The sequence below is a fragment of the Stenotrophomonas maltophilia genome (assembly GCF_006970445.1).
Classification (GTDB): domain Bacteria; phylum Pseudomonadota; class Gammaproteobacteria; order Xanthomonadales; family Xanthomonadaceae; genus Stenotrophomonas; species Stenotrophomonas maltophilia_AU.
Genome location: NZ_CP033877.1, coordinates 1,456,391 through 1,473,678, shown reverse-complemented (window position 1 = coordinate 1,473,678; position 17,288 = coordinate 1,456,391). Strand labels below are relative to the sequence as shown.

Genomic DNA, 17,288 nt, shown 5'->3' with positions numbered 1-17,288 from the left:
GAAGGCCCGGGCGTTGCGATGAGGGCATCACATGCGGATGGATATTGCCGACCTGCGGCTGTTCCTGGCGATTGCCGAGGCGGGCAGCATCACGGCCGGCGCAGCGCAGGCGAACCTGGCCCTGGGTTCTGCCAGCGAACGCCTGCGCATGATCGAAGCGGATGCCGGCACGCCGTTGTTGAACCGGCATCCACGTGGCGTCAGCCTGACCGAAGCCGGCGCTGCCCTCGCCCACCATGCACGCCTGATCCTGCAGCAGCAGGCGCAACTACGCGGCGAACTGCAGGCGTTCGCGCATGGGGCGCGCGGCACCCTGCACCTGTATGCCAACACGGCCGCGCTGACCAACTACCTGCCCGCGCGGCTCGCCCCGTGGCTGGCCGAACGCCCGCGCCTGCATGTCGAACTGCTCGAGCGCACCAGCCCCGAAGTCGTACGCGCGATCAGCGCCGGCCAGGCCGAGGCCGGCATCATCAGCGACGCGGTCGATGCTGCCGGCCTGCAGCAACATGTGGTGGCCGAAGATCCACTGGTGATGCTGCTGCCGGCCGACCACCGCTTCGCCACACGGCGCACGCTGGCCTTCGCCGATGTTGCCGGCGAGACCTTCGTCGCCCTCGCCGATGGCAATGCGTTGCAGACCTACATCGAAGACCAGGCCCGCGACATCGGGCGCCGCCTGGATGTGCGCATCCGCATGAAGACCTTCGAAGGCGTGTGCATCATGATCGGCCACGGAATCGGTGTCGGCATCGTGCCGCGGACCATCGCGCGCCAGCATCGGCGCAGCACGCACACGATCGGCATAGCGCTCTCCGATGCGTGGGCACAACGTCGCCTGTGCGCGTGTTTTGCCGAGTGGACGCAACTGTCACCGGCGATGCGCAGCCTGCTGCATCACCTGGGCGTGCAGCCGCAGAAAAAAGTGTGAAATGTTGTTGACACATCCTCTGTCGTTCCCCATAATTCGTCTCCTGAGTCGCCCAGGTGGCGGAATTGGTAGACGCACTAGCTTCAGGTGCTAGCGGGGGCAACTTCGTGGAGGTTCGAGTCCTCTCCTGGGCACCATGACTCAGCAAATGATCAAACCCGCGAAAGCGGGTTTTTTCATGTCCGGCGTTCGGGCGTTGCGCGATTGCATGCCCCATCCACGCATGGCGTGGATCTACCGGACGAAGAACCCGCGCAAGCGGGTTTTTTCGTATCCGGTGTTCGGGCATCGCCAAGCAACGCGTGCATGCATCGCGACGAGGCCACAAACAGAAACCCCGCCTTTCGGCGGGGCTCCTGCATTCCAGTAGATCCACGCCATGCGTGGATGCATTTGGCGGAGAAGCCGCCGGGCGTTGCCCGGCGCTACCAGGTGGCAGATCGATCAGTGGCCACCACCGGCCGAGGCGGCACCCGCACCCGCACCAAACGGCGGCTTGGCCAGCCACAGGAAGGTGATGATCGCCAGGAAGATCCAGCCCAGCAGGAAGAAGATGTCGTTGAAACCCATCTGCGACGCCTGGTGGTTGATCATGTTGTTGAGCACCGCTGCACCGTGCTGCAGGTCGCCCTGCCCCATCGCCGTGACCTGGTCCTGCATGCCCGGCTGATAGGCCGAGATGTGCTCGGTCAGGTCGGCATGGTGCACCTGGGTACGCCGCGCCCACAGCCACGTCGTCAACGATGCCGCGAAGCTGCCGCCCAGCGTACGCAGGAACGTGGCCAGGCCGGAGCCCGCCGCGATCTCGCGCCCGTCCAGGTCCGACAGCAGGATCTGCAGCACCGGCATGAAGAACAGCGCGACACCGATGCCCATGATCAGCTGCACGCCGGCCACGTGCATGTAGTCCACCTGCAGGTTGAAGTTCGAACGCAGGAAGCTGGTCATCGACAGCACGATGAAGGCCACCGTGGCCAGCATGCGCATGTCGAAGCGCGATGCGTACTTGCCCACGAATGGCGTCATGATCACCGGCAGGATGCCGATCGGCGCGGTCGCCAGGCCCGCCCAGATCGCGGTATAGCCCATGTCACGCTGCAACCACTGCGGGATCAGCAGCGCCACGCTGAAGAACGCCGCGTAGGCCACCACCATCGCCAGCGTGCCGGCGCGGAAGTTGCGATGACGGAACAGCTTCAGGTCGACGATCGGATCCTTGTCGGTCAACTCCCAGATCAGGAACACCGTCAGCGTCACCACGGCCACGCAGGCCAGTACCACGATCTTCATCGACGAGAACCAGTCCTCGTCGTTGCCCAGGTCGAGCACCAGCTGCAGGGCGCCGACACCGATCACCAGGGTGACCAGGCCGACGTAGTCCATCTTCGGCTTCTCGATCTGTTCCGGGCGCCCCTTCAACTGGTTGCCCACCACCAGCGCGGCGAAGATGCCCAATGGCACGTTGATCAGGAAGATCCATTCCCAACTGTAGTTATCGGTGATCCAGCCACCGAGGATCGGGCCGCAGATCGGCGCCACCACCGTGATCATCGCCAACAGCGCCAGCGCCTGCCCTCGCTTCTCGCGGGGATAGATCGAGACCAGCAGCGACTGCGTGATCGGGTACATCGGCCCGGCGACGAAACCCTGCAGTGCACGCGACAGCACCAGCATGCCCATGCTCTGCGCCAGGCCGCACAGCAGCGAGGTGATGACGAAGGCCAGCGTGGCCCAGACGAACAGCTTGCGTTCGCCGAAGCGGCGGCTGAGCCAGCCGGTCAGCGGCAGCGCGATGGCCGTGCTGACCGCGAACGAGGTGATGACCCAGGTCGCCTGCTGCGAACTGGCGCCGAGATTACCGGCGATGGTTGGCAGCGAGACGTTGGCGATGGTGGTGTCGAGCACCTGCATGAACGACGCCATCGCCAGGCCCACGGTGCACAGGGCGACGCTGGGTGGCAGGAACCCGGAGGCCGCACCCGGCGCCGCCGGTGCGCCGGGCGCGGCTGGAGCTTGTGCGGACATGGCGACCTCAGCCCACCTTCGCCTGCTGCGGCAGGTTGCCCTGGATGATCGTGTGGATCACCTCATCGGCATCATGCAGCTGCTTGGCATACACGTCGGTGTCGAACACCGTGCCCTTGGCCGGGGTGCTCGGCAGCACTTCACCCTTCTGGTCGCGCAGGCTCACTTCGGCCTTCATCGACAGGCCGATGCGCAGCGGGTGTTCGGCCAGCTGCTTGGCATCGATGGCGATGCGCACCGGCACGCGCTGCACGATCTTGATCCAGTTGCCGCTGGCGTTCTGCGCCGGCAGCAGCGAGAACGCCGAGCCGGTGCCCAGGCCCAGACTCTGGATGCGGCCCTTGTACTTCACGTCACCGGCGTACAGGTCCGACTTCAGCTCCACTTCCTGGCCCAGGCGCATGTGGCGCAGCTGGGTTTCCTTGAAGTTGGCCTCGACCCACATCTGCTCGGTCGGCACCACGGCCATCAGGGCATTGCCCGGCTGCACGCGCTGGCCGACCTGCACCGAACGACGGGCGACGTAGCCGGTGACCGGCGCAACGATGCCAGCGCGGGCGTTGTTGAGGAAGGCCTGGCGCAGCTGCGCGGCGGCCGCCTGCACGTCCGGCTGGGTGGCGATCACGGTGTCGTCGACCAGCGCGCGGTTGCGCTCGACGGTTTCGCGCGAACCGGCCACGGCCGCTTCGGCAGCAGCCAGCTCGTCACGGGCATGGGCCAGTTCTTCGTTGGAGATGGCGCCGGTGGCGGCCAGGTCCTTGCGGCGGGCGAAGTCGTCGCGCACGCGCTTCAGGGTCACCTGGCGGGCGTTCAAGTCCGCCTGCGCGCCTTCCACGCTGCGGTACAGGCCACGGGTCTGGCGCACGGTCTTGGCCAGGTTGGCCTCGGCCTGTTGCAGCGCCACCGAGGTATCGGACGGGTCCAGCTGCACCAGCAGCTGGCCGCGCTCCACGCGCATGCCGTCATCGGCGTTGATGGCGACCACGGTACCGGTCACCAGCGGGGTGATCTGCACCTGGTTGCCCTGCACGTAGGCATCGTCGGTCTCTTCGAACCAACGGCCGAACATGAAGTACCACAACGCCAGTGCGGCAAGCAGCAGCACGACGATCACGAACAGGCCGCGCAGCAGGTTGCCGCGGCGGTTGGAGGCGGCCGGGGCCGCGGGGTCTTGGGTCTGGCTCATGGCGAAGGGCTTCAGGAATGCGAGGAATCGGAATGGGAGGCGATCGGTGCGCGGTCGGCATCAGCGGGCTGGAAACCACCGCCCAGCGCCTTGCTCAGGCGTACCGAGTTCTGCACCTGCTGCGACTGCAGGCCGGCCAGCTGCTGCTGCGACTGCAGCAGGGTGGACTGCGCGGTCAGCACGTCCAGGTAGCTGCCGATGCCGGCGCGGTAGCGCTGCTGGGCCAGGTCGAAGGCCGAGCGTGCGGTGTCCACTGCCTGCTGCTGCGAGTGCGCCTGCTGTGCCAGCGAGCGCACCGCGTTGACCTGGTCGGCAACGTCGCGCAGTGCGTCGAGCACGGTCTGGTTGTAGTTGGCCACCGCCAGGTCGTACTGCGCATCGGTGTTGGCCAGGTTGGCGCGCAGCTTGCCGCCTTCGAAGATCGGCAGGCTCAGCGCCGGGCCGATGTAGGCGAAGGTGGAGCTACTCTTCAACAGGTCACCCACGTTCGGGGCGACCACGCCGGCCAGCGCGGTCAGGTTGAAGCTCGGGTAGAACTTGGTCTTCGCAACCTTGATCTGCTTGTCCGCCGCTTCAACGCGCCAGCGTGCGGCAACGATGTCGGGGCGACGGCCCAGCAGTTCACTGGGCAGCACGCCCGGCAGCTGCAGCGCCACCGGGTTCAGCGGCTGCGGACGCTGGATCGACAGGCCACGGTCCGGGCCCTTGCCGACCAGTGCGGCCAGTGCGGTGCGGGCCGCGTCGATACGCTGCTGTGCGGCCTGCACCTGCTGCTGCGCGGCCGGCACCCGGGCCTCGGCCTGGCGCACCTGCAGGTCGCTGTCGATGCCGGCGCTGCGGCGCTGGCGGGTCAGTTCCAGCGACTTCTGCGAGCGCGCCAGTTCTTCCTCGGCCACATCATTGAGCTGCCACGCATAGGCGAGGTCGGCATAGGCCTGGGTGATGCCGGTGGACAGGTTCAGGCGTGCGGCCTGTGCCTCGACGGTGGCGGCATGCGCACCGTCCACGGCCGCTTCCCAGGCGGCGCGCTTGCCGCCCCACAGGTCCACGCCGTAGCTGAAGTCGAAGGCGACCTGGCTGCTGCCGCCATAACGGCCGCCCATCTCGCTGCCGACCATCGACTCGGGCAGGCGCAGGCCGGTGTAGCCACCGGATACCGACAGGCTGGGCAGTTCATCGGCACGTGCGGTGCCAACCTGGGCCTGGGCCTGGCGCAGGCGCGCATCGGCGGCGTCCAGGCTCGGGTGGCCAGCCAGGCCCTCGGCAACCAGCGCGTCCAGCTGCGCATCGCCCAGCGCCTTCCACCAGTCCTGCGCCGGGAAGCCGGTGGCGCTCAGGTCGGTGTCGGCCAGGGTGCGTTCGCTGTGCAGGCTGTCCACGTCAAGCACGTGGCCCTGCGGGTTGAGGCCACGACTGCTGGCGCAGGCAGCCAGGGCCAGGGCCAGCGCTGACACCAGCAGCGCGCGCCCGGACCGGCGGAGAGTGGAATGCGGGATCGGGTTCATGGGGTCGTCAGTGAATCGCGGATTCGGGTAAGGAGGGACAGCAGCAGCGTGCGCTCATCGGCGGAAAGATCGCGTAGGGCGTAATCCATCACCGCGTCGCCGCGCAGCTTCAACCGCGCCCACAGCGCGCGGCCTTCATCGGTCAGTACGATCTGCAGTGCCCGCCGGTCCTGCGCATGCGGCTCGCGGCGGACGCAACCCAGCGCCTCCAGCTTGTCCAGCAGCCGGGTCACCGCGCTGGGCACCTGGTCGATGGCCTGGGCCAGCTCGTTGGCGGTGCACGGCGCCATGTTGGAAAGCACCTTCAACCCGATGTAGTGGGTGAAGCCGATACCCAGATCTTCTTCAGCCATGGACGCGTCGAGTTGGCGGACCAGGCCGTCGCGCACCTGGCGCAGCAGCAGGCCGAAGCTGGGGGGAGTGGTTGCGGGACAGATCATGGGGGAGCATTCTCTTCCAAAAAAAATATTTCTCAATGGAAATATTCGATCTGGCATCGAATGCTGTGTTGCAGCAGCGGGCTCGATCAGTGAAGGCGCCTACCTTAATGATCTGGTCAGGTGGCCCGGTAGTACAATCCAGCCAATGGATGACACATTTCAGCCAGTGGATATGATGAACAAGGCAGAAATTCAGGTTCCCAAGCGCCTGCTCGGGGATGACGCACTGGACTGGTTCGAGCGCAATGACGGCCCGCCGGTCATTGCCTTCCGCTTCGACAGCCAGCAGGGCCTGGCCCGTGAGGTCGACTGGCACCACCATCAGCGTGCCCAGCTGATCTGCGTCGAACGCGGCCTGCTGACCACCCGCACCTCGCATGGCACCTGGTCGCTGGCGCCGGGCTCGGCCGGCTGGATGCCGCCGCTGGAACCGCATACGGTCACCCTCGACGGCCCGCTGCGTGGCTGGGGCATGGCGTTGGCGGCACCGGCCTGCGCCACCCTGCCCGCCGACCCCTGCGTGCTGGGCCTGCCCAAGCTGGCGCAGGCGCTGGCCGACCGCATCTGCGAATGGCCGCTGGGTTATGAGACCACACCCGAGCGCCAGCACATCATCGACGTGCTGCTGGACGAGATCCGCACCGCGCCGCGCCAGCGCATGCACCTGCCGATGCCGCACGACCGGCGCCTGCTGAAGATCGCCTCGCAGCTGCTGGCCGACCCGTCCGACGAGCGCAGCCTGGCCGAATGGGCGCACTGGGCCGGGCTGTCGCCGCGCAGCCTGACCCGCCACTTCCGCGACGAGACCACGCTCAGCTTCGCCCAGTGGCGGCAGCAGGCCCGCCTGTCCGAAGCCCTGCGCCAGCTGACCGACGGCCGCAGCGTGGCCGATATCGCCCACGCACTGGGCTTCAGCAGCGCCAGCGCCTTCGTCACCGTGTTCCGCCGCCACTTCGGGCTGCCACCGGGGCGCTACCTGGCACGGGCCGGACACGGCCTGGAAACCGGGTTGGACCCTGCGCGCGGCTTGGCATCCCCCGCCGCATCCGGATAATCACAGGATTGCGAGCGGCGACCGCCGTCGCCGCCTCCCGACAACAGGTAACAACGCCGCATGACCGAACTTGCCCGCCCCGTGTTCCACGGATTCGAACAACTGCCGCTGCGCGAGTACGCCGAACGCGCCTACCTCGACTATTCGATGTACGTGGTCCTGGACCGCGCCCTGCCGTTCATCGGTGACGGACTGAAGCCGGTGCAGCGCCGCATCATCTATTCGATGAGCGAGCTGGGCCTGAATGCCGCGTCCAAGCCGAAGAAGTCCGCGCGCACCGTCGGTGACGTCATCGGTAAGTACCACCCGCACGGCGACAGCGCGTGCTACGAGGCGCTGGTGCTGATGGCGCAGCCGTTCTCGTACCGCTACCCGCTGATCGAGGGCCAGGGCAACTTCGGCTCCAGCGACGACCCGAAGTCGTTCGCGGCGATGCGTTACACCGAATCCAAGCTGACCCCGATCGCCGAAGTGCTGCTGGGCGAACTGGGCCAGGGCACCACCGACTGGGCACCGAACTTCGACGGCACCCTGCAGGAGCCGACCTGGATGCCGGCGCGGCTTCCGCACCTGCTGCTCAACGGCACCACCGGCATCGCCGTGGGCATGGCCACCGACGTGCCGCCGCACAATCTCAACGAGATCGTGAGTGCACTGCTGCACCTGCTGGACAACCCCGATGCCAGCGTGCGCGACCTGTGCGAGCACGTGCAGGGCCCGGACTACCCGTCCAGCGCCGAGATCATCACCGCGGCCAATGACCTGCGCAACATCTACGAGACCGGCAACGGCAGCGTGCGTGCGCGTGCGACCTTCACCAAGGAAGCGCACAACATCGTGGTCACCGCGCTGCCGTTCCAGGTGTCGCCGTCGAAGGTGATCGAGCAGATCGCCGCGCAGATGCGCGCCAAGAAGCTGCCGTGGCTGGAGGACATCCGCGATGAATCCGACCACGCCAACCCGGTGCGCGTGGTGCTGGTGCCGCGTTCCAACCGCGTCGACGCCGACCAGCTGATGGGCCATCTGTTCGCCACGACGGACATGGAACGCAGCTACCGCGTCAACCTCAACGTGATCGGGCTGGACGGCCGTCCGCAGGTGAAGAACCTGAAGATGCTGCTCAGCGAATGGCTGACCTTCCGCAGCAACACCGTCACCCGCCGCCTGCAGCACCGCCTGCAGAAGGTCGAGCGCCGCCTGCACCTGCTGGAAGGCCTGCTGGTCGCCTTCCTCAACCTGGACGAGGTGATCCACATCATCCGGACCGAGGACGAACCGAAGGCGGCGCTGATCGCGCGCTTCGGCCTGTCCGAAGACCAGGCCGAGTACATCCTGGAAACCAAGCTGAAGCAGCTGGCCCGCCTGGAAGAGATGAAGATCCGTGGCGAGCAGGACGAGCTGGCCAAGGAGCGCGAGAAGATCCTCGGCATCCTCGACAGCAAGGCCAAGCTGAAGAAGCTGATCCGCGACGAGCTGACCGCCGACGCCAAGAAGTTCGGCGACGCACGCCGCTCGCCGCTGGTGCAGCGCCAGGCCGCGCAGGCCATCGACGAGACCGAGCTGGTGCCGAGCGAGCCGATGACCGTGGTGCTGTCGGAGAAGGGCTGGATCCGTGCCGCCAAGGGCCACGACGTCGATGCGTCCGCCCTGTCCTACCGTGACGGCGACGCCCTGCAGGGCGCGGTGCGTGCGCGCAGCACGCAGCAGGTCGCGTTCCTCGACAGCGAGGGCCGCGCCTACTCGACGCCGGTGCATACCCTGCCCTCCGCACGCGGCAACGGTGAACCGCTGACCGGCCGCTTCTCGCCGGCGCCGGGCACCAGCTTCGTGACCCTGGCCAGCGCCGAGCCGGAGACCCGCTTCGTGCTGGCCTCCACCCACGGCTACGGCTTCGTCACCCGCTTCGAGAACCTGATCGGCCGCAACAAGGCCGGCAAGGCGATGCTGAACCTGTCGGCCGGCTCGTCGGTGCTGACCCCGTCGGTGGTCGCCAACGTCGCCACCGATCGCATCGTGGCAGTGACCAGCTCCGGCAACCTGCTGGCGATCGCCGCCAACGACCTGCCGGAACTGGACAAGGGCAAGGGCAACAAGATCATCGAGATCCCGAAGGCCAAGCTCGCCACCGAACGCGTGGTCGCGGTGGTTGCGATCAGCCCAGGCCAGACCCTGCAGGTGCGCAGTGGCCAGCGCACCATGGGCCTGAAGTTCAACGAACTGGAAGCCTACCTGGGCGCCCGCGCCACCCGTGGCCACCTGCTGCCGCGCGGCTGGCAGAAGGTGGAAGGGTTGTCGGTGGAATGAGGCATGGGGCCCTGCCCCTGGCGGGTGTCAACCTTGATTGAGGTGGGTGTCAACCTTGGTTGAGGTGGGTGTCAACCTTGGTTGACACGCCTTGCCCCGATAGACGCCAACCTCGGTTGGCGTTTTCGATCCCAACGGGGTCAGAGCCGTTTTCGTTGAAAACGGATCCGACCCCGGACACGAAAAAGCCGGGGAATTCCCCGGCTTTTTCGTTGTCGGCTGGCGGGCGATGGAGCAGCTGGCTGGCGAAGGCTGGCTGGCGGTGCTCCGGTGCTGGCGGGCGACATTGCTTTGTGCGCCTGGTAGAACCGACCGCTGGTCGGCTGCTTTTTGCAGCGCAGCCGACCAGCGGTCGGCTCTACCGAAGCGCGGCGCTGGCTCAGTGCGCCGGGGCGCCGCTGCCGTCGATCTTGCTCAGCTGGTACAGCTCCAGGCCGATGCGCTTGATCAGGCCCAGCTGCTGCTCCAGCCACCAGGCGTGGTCTTCCTCGGTGTCCTTCAGCTGCGCCAACAGGATGTCGCGGCTCACGTAGTCGCCCTTCTCCTCGCACAGCTTCATGCCGGCGGCGAGATTGTTCCGAACCGCGTATTCAGTGTCGAGATCCTTCTGCAGCATCTCTTCCACGGTCTTGCCCGGCTCGGTGGCATGCGGGCGCATGTCCGGGTCGCCGCCGAGGAACAGGATCCGGCGCAGCAGCGCATCAGCGTGCTGGGTTTCCTCTTCCATCTCGTGGTTCAGGCGTTCGTACAGCGCGAACAGGCCCTGGTCCTCGTAGCGGCGGGAATGGATGAAGTACTGGTCGCGGGCTGCAAGCTCGCCGCGCAGCAGTTCCTTCAGGCAGGCGATGACGTCCGGGTTGCCTTTCATGGGGGGGGCTCCTGTGAATCGATGTGACATAGGGTGCCGCATTTCAAAATACGGTGATCTAATCGGAATCAGTCGCAGTTGCGCCTGCGGCTACAATCGGCCCACGAGTTCGGAAAGGACGTGCGATGCGACGTACATGGCGTTGGGTGCTGGGCGTATTGATCGCCATCGTGCTGGTCACCGTACTGGTCCTGTGGCTGCTGCTGCGCGGCAGCCTGGCCGACCTGGATGGCGAACATGCACTGCCCGGCCTGGCCAAGCCGGTCACCATCGAGCGCGATGCGCTGGGCGTGGTCACCATCACTGCCGGCAGCCAGGCCGACGCGATGCGCGCACTCGGCCGCGTGCATGCGCAGGAACGCTATTTCGAGATGGACCTGATGCGCCGTAGCGCCGCCGGCGAACTGTCGGCGCTGTTCGGGCCGAAGGCCATCGACGCCGACAAGCGCATGCGCGTGCACCGCCTGCGTGCACGCACCGAAGCGCAGCTGGACGCTGCATTGGGCGACAACGGCGATGCCGTGCGTGCCTACGTGGACGGCGTCAACCAAGGCCTGTCCGATCTCTCCGTGCGGCCATGGGCCTACCTGCTGCTGCGGCAATCGCCGCAACCGTGGCAGGCCAGCGACAGCGTGCTGACCGGGCTGGCCATGTACGCCGACCTGCAGGACCCCGGCAACCAGACCGAGCTTGCACTGAGCCGCATCCGCGCGGTGGTGCCGCCGGCGCTGTACGCATTGATCGCCCACGACGGCACCGAATGGGATGCACCCCTGTTCGGCGAACCCACCGGCAATGCCACCCTGCCCGACGCCAGCCAGCTGGACCTGCGCACCCTGAAGGGAAAGTCGGGCACCGAGCAGGAAGAGGCCGACGTCATCGGCAGCAACAACTTCGCGGTGGCCGGTGCACTCACCGCCGACGGCCGCGCCATCGTTGCCGACGACATGCACCTGGGCCTGCGTGCACCCGGCCTGTGGTTCCGCGTGCGCCTGCGCTACCCGGACCCGGAGGCTGCCGGTGGCCAGGTCGATGTCACCGGCTTCTCGCTGCCGGGCCTGCCGGCCGTGATCGTCGGCAGCAACGGGCACGTCGCCTGGGGCTTCACCAACAGCTACATCGACACGGCGGACTACCGCACGGACCCGGCCAACGCCGCCGTGACCGTGCACGAAGAACGCATCGCCGTGGCCGGCCAGGCCGACGTGCCGTTCCCGGTACGCGAAACCGCCTGGGGGCCGATCCTGCATACCCATGCCGATGGCAGTGGTGATGCGCTGCGCTGGGTCGCCCACCTGCCCGGCGCGGTACGCCTGGACTTCGGTGACCTGGCTCGTGCCGGTGATCTGGAAGGTGCCCTGCAGTTCGCTGACCACGCCGGCATCCCCGCACAGAACCTGGTGGTCGGCGACCGCAGCGGACGCATCGCCTGGCGCCTGATCGGCGCCCGCCCGGATCGCGGTCCGGGCTGTGCACCGGCCGGCTTCACCGCCGCCAGCAACCAGGACTGCGCCCCCTGGCCGATCCGCAGCGATGCCTCGCCGGCATTGATCGACCCACCCAACCATCGCCTGTGGACCGCCAACGGCCGCGTCCTCGACGGCGAGGCACTGGCCAGCGTCGGCAACGGTGGGTATGACCTCGGTGCCCGCGCGCGGCAGATCCGCGACCTGCTGGCGATCCAGGAGCGCTTCGACGAGCACGACCTGCTGGCGATCCAGCTCGACGACCGCGCGGTGTTCCTGCAGCGCTGGTGGGCCCTGCTGCACGACGTCATCGAACGCAGTGACGATCCTGCCCTGAAGCGTTTGAAGGAAGCCAGCCATCAATGGGGCGGCCGTGCCTCGGCCGGTTCGGTCAGCTACCGGGTGGTGCGCGAGTTCCGTACGCAGGTGATGGAGACGTTGTCCGATGCACTGCTGGCACCGGCCAACGCGCAACTGGGCGATGACTACCTGGACCCACGCCTGGCGCAGCTGGAAGGCGTGGCCTGGCCGATGCTGCAGCAGCGTCCGGCCAATCTGCTGCCACCGGCCTTCGACAGCTGGGATGCGCTGCTGATCGACGCGGCACGCCGTACCGAGAGTGAGCTGGCCAAGCAGGGACCGCTGGCCAAGCGCACCTGGGGCGAACGCAACGCTGCGGCGATCTGCCACCCCATCGCACGGGCGCTGCCGGACATCGCCAAACGCTGGCTGTGCATGCCGGCCGACCGCCTGCCCGGCGACCGTGACATGCCACGCGTGCAGACGCCCAACTTCGGTGCCTCCGAACGCATGGTGGTCTCGCCCGGCCACGAGGCCGACGGCATCGTGCACATGCCCGGCGGCCAGAGCGGGCACCCGCTGTCGCCGTACTGGGGCGCCGGCCACGAAGACTGGGTGCATGGGCGGCCGACGCCGTTCCTGCCTGGCAAGGCGCAGCACACGATGACGCTGGTGCCGGCCCGGTAGTGCCGGCCGCTGGCCGGCAACCTCATGATGCTGGACACACTTGCCTGGATGCCGGCCAGCGGCCGGCACTACCGTCCAGCACTCAGCCCCTGCGCCGCTCGATCAGGTTCAGCAGCGGCCCGGTCATCGCCGTGGTCACCAGTGCCATGATCACCAGCACCGCGAACAGGCGGTCGCCGAGCAGGCCCAGCTCGTGCCCCAGGTTGAGCACGATCAGCTCCATCAGGCCACGGGTGTTCATCAGTGCGCCCAGCCGCCACGCCTCGCGCGTGGGCATGCCGGCACTGCGCGCGGCACTGAAGGTGCCCAGCAGCTTGCCCGTCGTGGCTACCACGATCACCACACCGCACAACACGATGTCGCTGGCCTGCAGCGTATCGGCGCGCATGCGCAGCCCGGTCATGGCGAAGAACAGCGGCAGCAGCAGGGTTACCGCGAAGGGTTCGACGCGGGCCATCAGCAGGTCGCGCAGCTGCGCGTTGGACGATACCGCTACGCCCGCAGCGAACGCACCGAACAGCGCGTGGATGCCCAGCATCTCGGTGACCAGCGCACTGCCCAGCGACAGCAGCAGGATGCCGAGCAGCCAGCGCCCCTCACGGCCCGGCGCAATCTGCTGGCGCGCGAACCACGGCTTCACCAACGCCAGCATCAATGCCACGAACGCGACCACGCACACCAGGTTGAGGCTGGCCGGCAACCAGCCGCTGGCCTGGGCGGCGGCCACGATCAGCGCCAGCAGGCACCACGCGGTGGCATCGCCCAAGGCAGCGCAGGCGATCGCGGTCTGCCCCAGTGGCGTCTGTGTGATCCCGCGATCGGCCAGGATGCGCAGCAGCACGGGGAAGGCCGTGATGCTCATCGAGATACCCACGAAAAGTGCGAATGCGGTGAAGCCCACACCCTGTGGCCCGTGCTGCGGATACAGCCAGATCGCCAACGCGACGCCGAGCACGAATGGCACTGCAATGCCGGCATGGCTGACCGTGAAGGCGAAACGCCGGCGGCCACGCAGCGCCGCCAGGTCCAGCTCGGCACCGGCCACCAGCAGGAACATCAGTACGCCCAGCTGGCTGAGCATGCCCAGCGGCCCCAGCGAACTCGCCGGGAACAGGATGCTGTGCAGCTGTGGCAACAGGCTGCCGAGCACCAGCGGCCCCATCATCAGGCCAGCGGCCATCTCGCCGATCACCGCCGGTTGCCCGAAGCGCTTGAGCAGCGCCCCCGCGCCCTTGGCCACCAGCAGCAGCACCAGCAGCTGCAGCAGGAACAGGCCCAGCGGTGACGCCAGATGCTGTACCCAGCTGCCTTCGGCAGCAGCCGTGGCACGGGCAACCGCCTCGGGCGCCGCCGGCCCGGCATACCGCGCCAGCAGCACGCCAGCCAGCAACGGCACCCCGGCCCAGGCCAGGTAGCGCCAGCCCCACTTGATCGGCGGCGCCTGGCCCCCGGTCTGTACGTCCATGAACATTCCCCAATGTGCAGGGGGGCGATGATACAAAAAGGGGACGGAGGGGATTAAGTCGTATGTGGCGCAAACGACTTAATCCCCTCCGTCCCCTTTTTGGGGCTTAGGCCAGGGCCTGCGCGTGCACGCCGGCGATCGCGCGACCCGACGGATCTGCAGCTGCGGCGAAGCTGGCGTCCCAGGCAATGGCCGCCGGCGACGAACAGGCGATCGACTTGCCGCCCGGCACGGTCTCGGCAGCCGCACGGCTCGGGAAGAACTGCTCGAACAGGTGGCGGTAGTAGTACGCCTCCTTGGTCTGCGGCGGGTTGTGCGGGAAGCGCTTGTCGGCCGCGGCCAGGACGCGGTCGCTCACCTGCGCCTCGGCATGCGCCTTCAATCCATCGATCCAGCCGTAGCCAACGCCATCGCTGAACTGTTCCTTCTGCCGCCACAGGATGCTGTCCGGCAGGTAGCCATCGAACGCCTCGCGCAGCACTGCCTTCTCGATGCGGCGGCCGCCAAAACCTGCGCCGACCATCTTGTGCGCGGCATCGAAGCGCATCGCCACATCGAGGAACTCACGGTCGAGGAACGGCACGCGCGGCTCCACGCCCCAGGCCATCATCGACTTGTTCGCACGTAGGCAGTCGTAGTTGTGCAGGGCGTCGAGCTTGCGTACCAGCTCGTCGTGGAACTCACGCGCATCCGGTGCCTTGTGGAAATACAGGTAGCCACCAAAGATCTCGTCGCTGCCCTCGCCGGACAGCACCATCTTCACCCCCATGGCCTTGATCCGCCGTGCCAGCAGGAACATCGGCGTCGATGCGCGGATGGTGGTGACGTCGTAGGTCTCGATGTGGCGGATCACTTCCGGCAGCGCATCGAGGCCTTCCTCGAAGGTGTACTCGAAGCCGTGATGCACGGTGCCCAGCGCTTCGGCGGCGATGGCAGCGGCGGCCAGATCGGGCGAGCCATTCAAGCCGATCGCGAACGAGTGCAGCCGCGGCCACCAGGCTTCGGTCTGGCCGCCATCCTCGATACGGCGACGTGCGTAACGCGCGGCCACCGCCGCCACCAGTGACGAGTCCAGGCCACCGGACAGCAGCACGCCGTACGGCACATCACTCATCAGCTGGCGTTCCACCGCATGTTCGAAGGCCTGGCGCAGCTCGGCCAGATCCGCCTGGCGGCCCCGCACGTCGGCATAGTCGCGCCACGGTTGCTGGTAGTAGCGCACCAGCTCACCACGGGCACTGTCGAAATAATGGCCCGGCGGGAACTGCGCGACATCGGCACAGGTATCGACCAGCGCCTTCATTTCCGAGGCCACGCGCAGACGCCCCTGGGCATCGTGACCCCAGTACAGCGGCACCACGCCGACCGGATCGCGCGCCACCAGAACGCGGCCGCTGTCGCGGTCCCACAGCGCGAACGCGAAGATGCCATTGAGCTGTTCCAGCCACTGCGCCGGCGAAGCGCCCTGGCGGTACAGCGCGTTGATCACCTCGCAGTCCGAGCCGGTCTGGAAGTCGTAGGCGGTGGTCAGCGCCGCCTTCAATGCCTGGTGGTTGTAGATCTCGCCGTTCACCGCCAGCGCCAGCTGGCCATCGGCCGACAGCAGCGGCTGCGAACCACCGGCCGGGTCGACGATGGCCAGCCGCTCGTGAACCAGCAGCGCACCTTCGTCGAGGTATACGCCGCTCCAGTCGGGGCCACGGTGGCGCTGGCGCTGCGACAGTTCCAGCGCATGGCGGCGCAGGGCCGGAAGATCGTCACCGGCCTGCAGGCCGAAGATTCCGAAGATCGAACACATGGGGGAGCTCCTGTTGGGGGATTTCACGGGTGGGAAGGTGTTCGACCGGCCATCCAGGCCCGGGTAGGGCTGCGCCCGGGCACAAAAAAACCCGCATCGGCCGATGCGGGTTTTCTGGTGTCCGGGCGTGTGTTGCTGTCTATCTACCCAGGGCGCAGTCCCGCATCGGCCGCGCACGATTATTCGCGCGCAGATTATTGCGGTTGTTGTTATTGACGGCGGTGGCCAGGCGGATCGACATGGCATCGACCCTACCCCGGTTTCCGGCACGGCGCAACCGTTGCGTTGGCAACCACTCCCCGGAGCGCATAATGGCCCGCCGTAGAACGTGTAATGGAAATGCAACACCGCATTGGACGCAACGCGGCGCTGGCCGCCCTGTTCTGCCTGGGCCTGGCCGCCTGCCAGACCCTGCCCCCGCCCTCGCCCCTGCCGCCGGCTCAGCTGCAGAGCCTGGAGCAACGCGGCACCGACGGCAGCTTCGAGGGTGCCTTTGATACCGCGCAAACCTTCGAGCGCTTCAACGACCCGCGCGCCATCGCCTACTACGAGCGTGCCGCCGCGGTCACACCCTGGACCTTCCACAACACCAGGGCGGAAGAAGCATTGGGCCGGATCTGGACCTCCGGCACGCTGCGGTATGCCGACAGCCCCCACATCAACCCGGCACCGGTGCTGCGCGCATCCTGGCGACGTGGCGAACGCGCCTATCTGGCGGCGGCCTACCACGGCAATCCCTATGCGTTCTACGAACTCGCCAAGGCCTATCGTCAGCGTGGCGACGCGGAACAGGCGCTGCGCTGGGACCTGCGCGGAATGATCTACAAGCGCTACCCGAGTTCGTCGTCGCGACTGCCGGATGCGGTGGCCGCACAGGATGACACCGTGCATCCGCGGGTTGCGCAGATCCAGCGTCGCGCCGAGCGCGGCGATGCCGAAGCCCAGGTGGACCTGGGCGCGCTGCTGGAGGCAGGCATGGGACTGCCGCGCGATCCTGCGCGTGCGCTGCAGCTGTACCAGCGTGCCGGCGAGAAGGGCAATGTGTTCGGCCAGTACTTCGCCGGACTGCTGCTGGGCCGCGGTGCACCGGGCGTGGACAAGGACACCGACGCAGCCGTGCGCTGGTTCGCGCGGGCCGAGGCGCAGCGCTTCTACATGGCGGCGCCGAGTTACTGGAAAAAAGCGGTCGAGCCGCCGTTCTTCATCTTTTCGGAATAGAGCGGCCGGGAGGTGTGCCGACCAACGGTCGGCACCCACCT

The 17,288-nt window shown here is 67.4% G+C and carries 12 protein-coding genes and 1 tRNA gene; 6 read left to right on the top strand and 7 right to left on the bottom strand.

The features are described from left to right. The first annotated feature begins 31 nt into the window (after nt 1–31). Both EGM71_RS06685 and EGM71_RS06680 read left to right on the top strand, forming a co-directional pair. A complete protein-coding gene (locus EGM71_RS06685) occupies nt 32–931 on the top strand; it encodes a LysR family transcriptional regulator (protein WP_188488633.1) in 900 nt (299 codons plus the stop codon). Nucleotides 932–981: 50 nt separating this feature from the next. Beyond that, a tRNA-Leu gene (locus EGM71_RS06680) sits at nt 982–1,068 on the top strand. Between the two features lie 307 nt (nt 1,069–1,375). Here the strand turns inward: EGM71_RS06680 and emrB are convergent. Genes emrB through emrR form a run of 4 tightly spaced genes read right to left on the bottom strand, consistent with a single transcriptional unit; the run spans nt 1,376 to nt 6,087 of the window. Further along, nucleotides 1,376–2,956 (bottom strand): multidrug efflux MFS transporter permease subunit EmrB, encoded by a 1,581-nt coding sequence (gene emrB / locus EGM71_RS06675; RefSeq protein WP_188488631.1) that lies wholly within the window; start codon nt 2,954–2,956, stop codon nt 1,376–1,378. A gap of 7 nt (nt 2,957–2,963) precedes the next feature. Continuing rightward, nucleotides 2,964–4,142, bottom strand: a complete 1,179-nt coding sequence (emrA, locus tag EGM71_RS06670; RefSeq protein ID WP_188488629.1) for a multidrug efflux MFS transporter periplasmic adaptor subunit EmrA — start codon at nt 4,140–4,142, stop codon at nt 2,964–2,966. An 11-nt stretch (nt 4,143–4,153) separates the two neighbouring features. Next, nucleotides 4,154–5,647 carry a multidrug efflux transporter outer membrane subunit EmrC gene (gene emrC / locus EGM71_RS06665; RefSeq protein WP_188488627.1) on the bottom strand — a complete coding sequence of 498 codons (1,494 nt, stop codon included), beginning with the start codon at nt 5,645–5,647 and terminating at the stop codon, nt 4,154–4,156. Further along, nucleotides 5,644–6,087: a multidrug efflux system transcriptional regulator EmrR gene (gene emrR, locus EGM71_RS06660; protein ID WP_005415875.1), complete on the bottom strand. Its 444-nt coding sequence runs from the start codon at nt 6,085–6,087 to the stop codon at nt 5,644–5,646. The genes emrC and emrR overlap by 4 nt, the downstream gene beginning before the upstream one ends. 172 nt (nt 6,088–6,259) lie before the next feature. Between emrR and EGM71_RS06655 the strand changes: the two genes are divergently transcribed. Together EGM71_RS06655 and parC are read left to right on the top strand one after the other, a co-directional pair. Next, the gene (locus EGM71_RS06655; RefSeq protein ID WP_188488625.1) at nt 6,260–7,141 is read left to right on the top strand and encodes a helix-turn-helix domain-containing protein; all 882 of its coding nucleotides are present in this window, start codon (nt 6,260–6,262) and stop codon (nt 7,139–7,141) included. A gap of 60 nt (nt 7,142–7,201) precedes the next feature. Beyond that, nucleotides 7,202–9,445 carry a DNA topoisomerase IV subunit A gene (gene parC, locus EGM71_RS06650; RefSeq protein WP_188488623.1) on the top strand — a complete coding sequence of 748 codons (2,244 nt, stop codon included), beginning with the start codon at nt 7,202–7,204 and terminating at the stop codon, nt 9,443–9,445. 379 nt (nt 9,446–9,824) lie between these two features. On the opposite strand, the gene bfr is transcribed toward parC, so the two are convergent. Then, on the bottom strand, nt 9,825–10,313 hold the full coding sequence (bfr, locus tag EGM71_RS06645) for a bacterioferritin (RefSeq protein WP_005415872.1): 489 nt from the start codon (nt 10,311–10,313) through the stop codon (nt 9,825–9,827). A 125-nt stretch (nt 10,314–10,438) separates the two neighbouring features. On the opposite strand from bfr, the gene EGM71_RS06640 reads away from it, so the two are divergent. After that, nucleotides 10,439–12,766: a penicillin acylase family protein gene (locus tag EGM71_RS06640; protein WP_188488621.1), complete on the top strand. Its 2,328-nt coding sequence runs from the start codon at nt 10,439–10,441 to the stop codon at nt 12,764–12,766. Nucleotides 12,767–12,848: 82 nt separating this feature from the next. Here EGM71_RS06640 and EGM71_RS06635 read toward each other — a convergent pair whose 3' ends face one another. Together EGM71_RS06635 and asnB are read right to left on the bottom strand one after the other, a co-directional pair. Beyond that, nucleotides 12,849–14,237, bottom strand: coding sequence for a cation:proton antiporter (locus tag EGM71_RS06635; protein ID WP_188488619.1), 1,389 nt, complete (start codon nt 14,235–14,237; stop codon nt 12,849–12,851). Between the two features lie 100 nt (nt 14,238–14,337). After that, the gene (asnB, locus tag EGM71_RS06630) at nt 14,338–16,029 is read right to left on the bottom strand and encodes an asparagine synthase B (protein ID WP_188488617.1); all 1,692 of its coding nucleotides are present in this window, start codon (nt 16,027–16,029) and stop codon (nt 14,338–14,340) included. A 339-nt stretch (nt 16,030–16,368) separates the two neighbouring features. On the opposite strand from asnB, the gene EGM71_RS06625 reads away from it, so the two are divergent. Further along, entirely contained in the window at nt 16,369–17,247 is an 879-nt protein-coding gene (locus EGM71_RS06625) for a tetratricopeptide repeat protein (RefSeq protein ID WP_188488615.1), read from the top strand. Nucleotides 17,248–17,288: the final 41 nt, after the last annotated feature.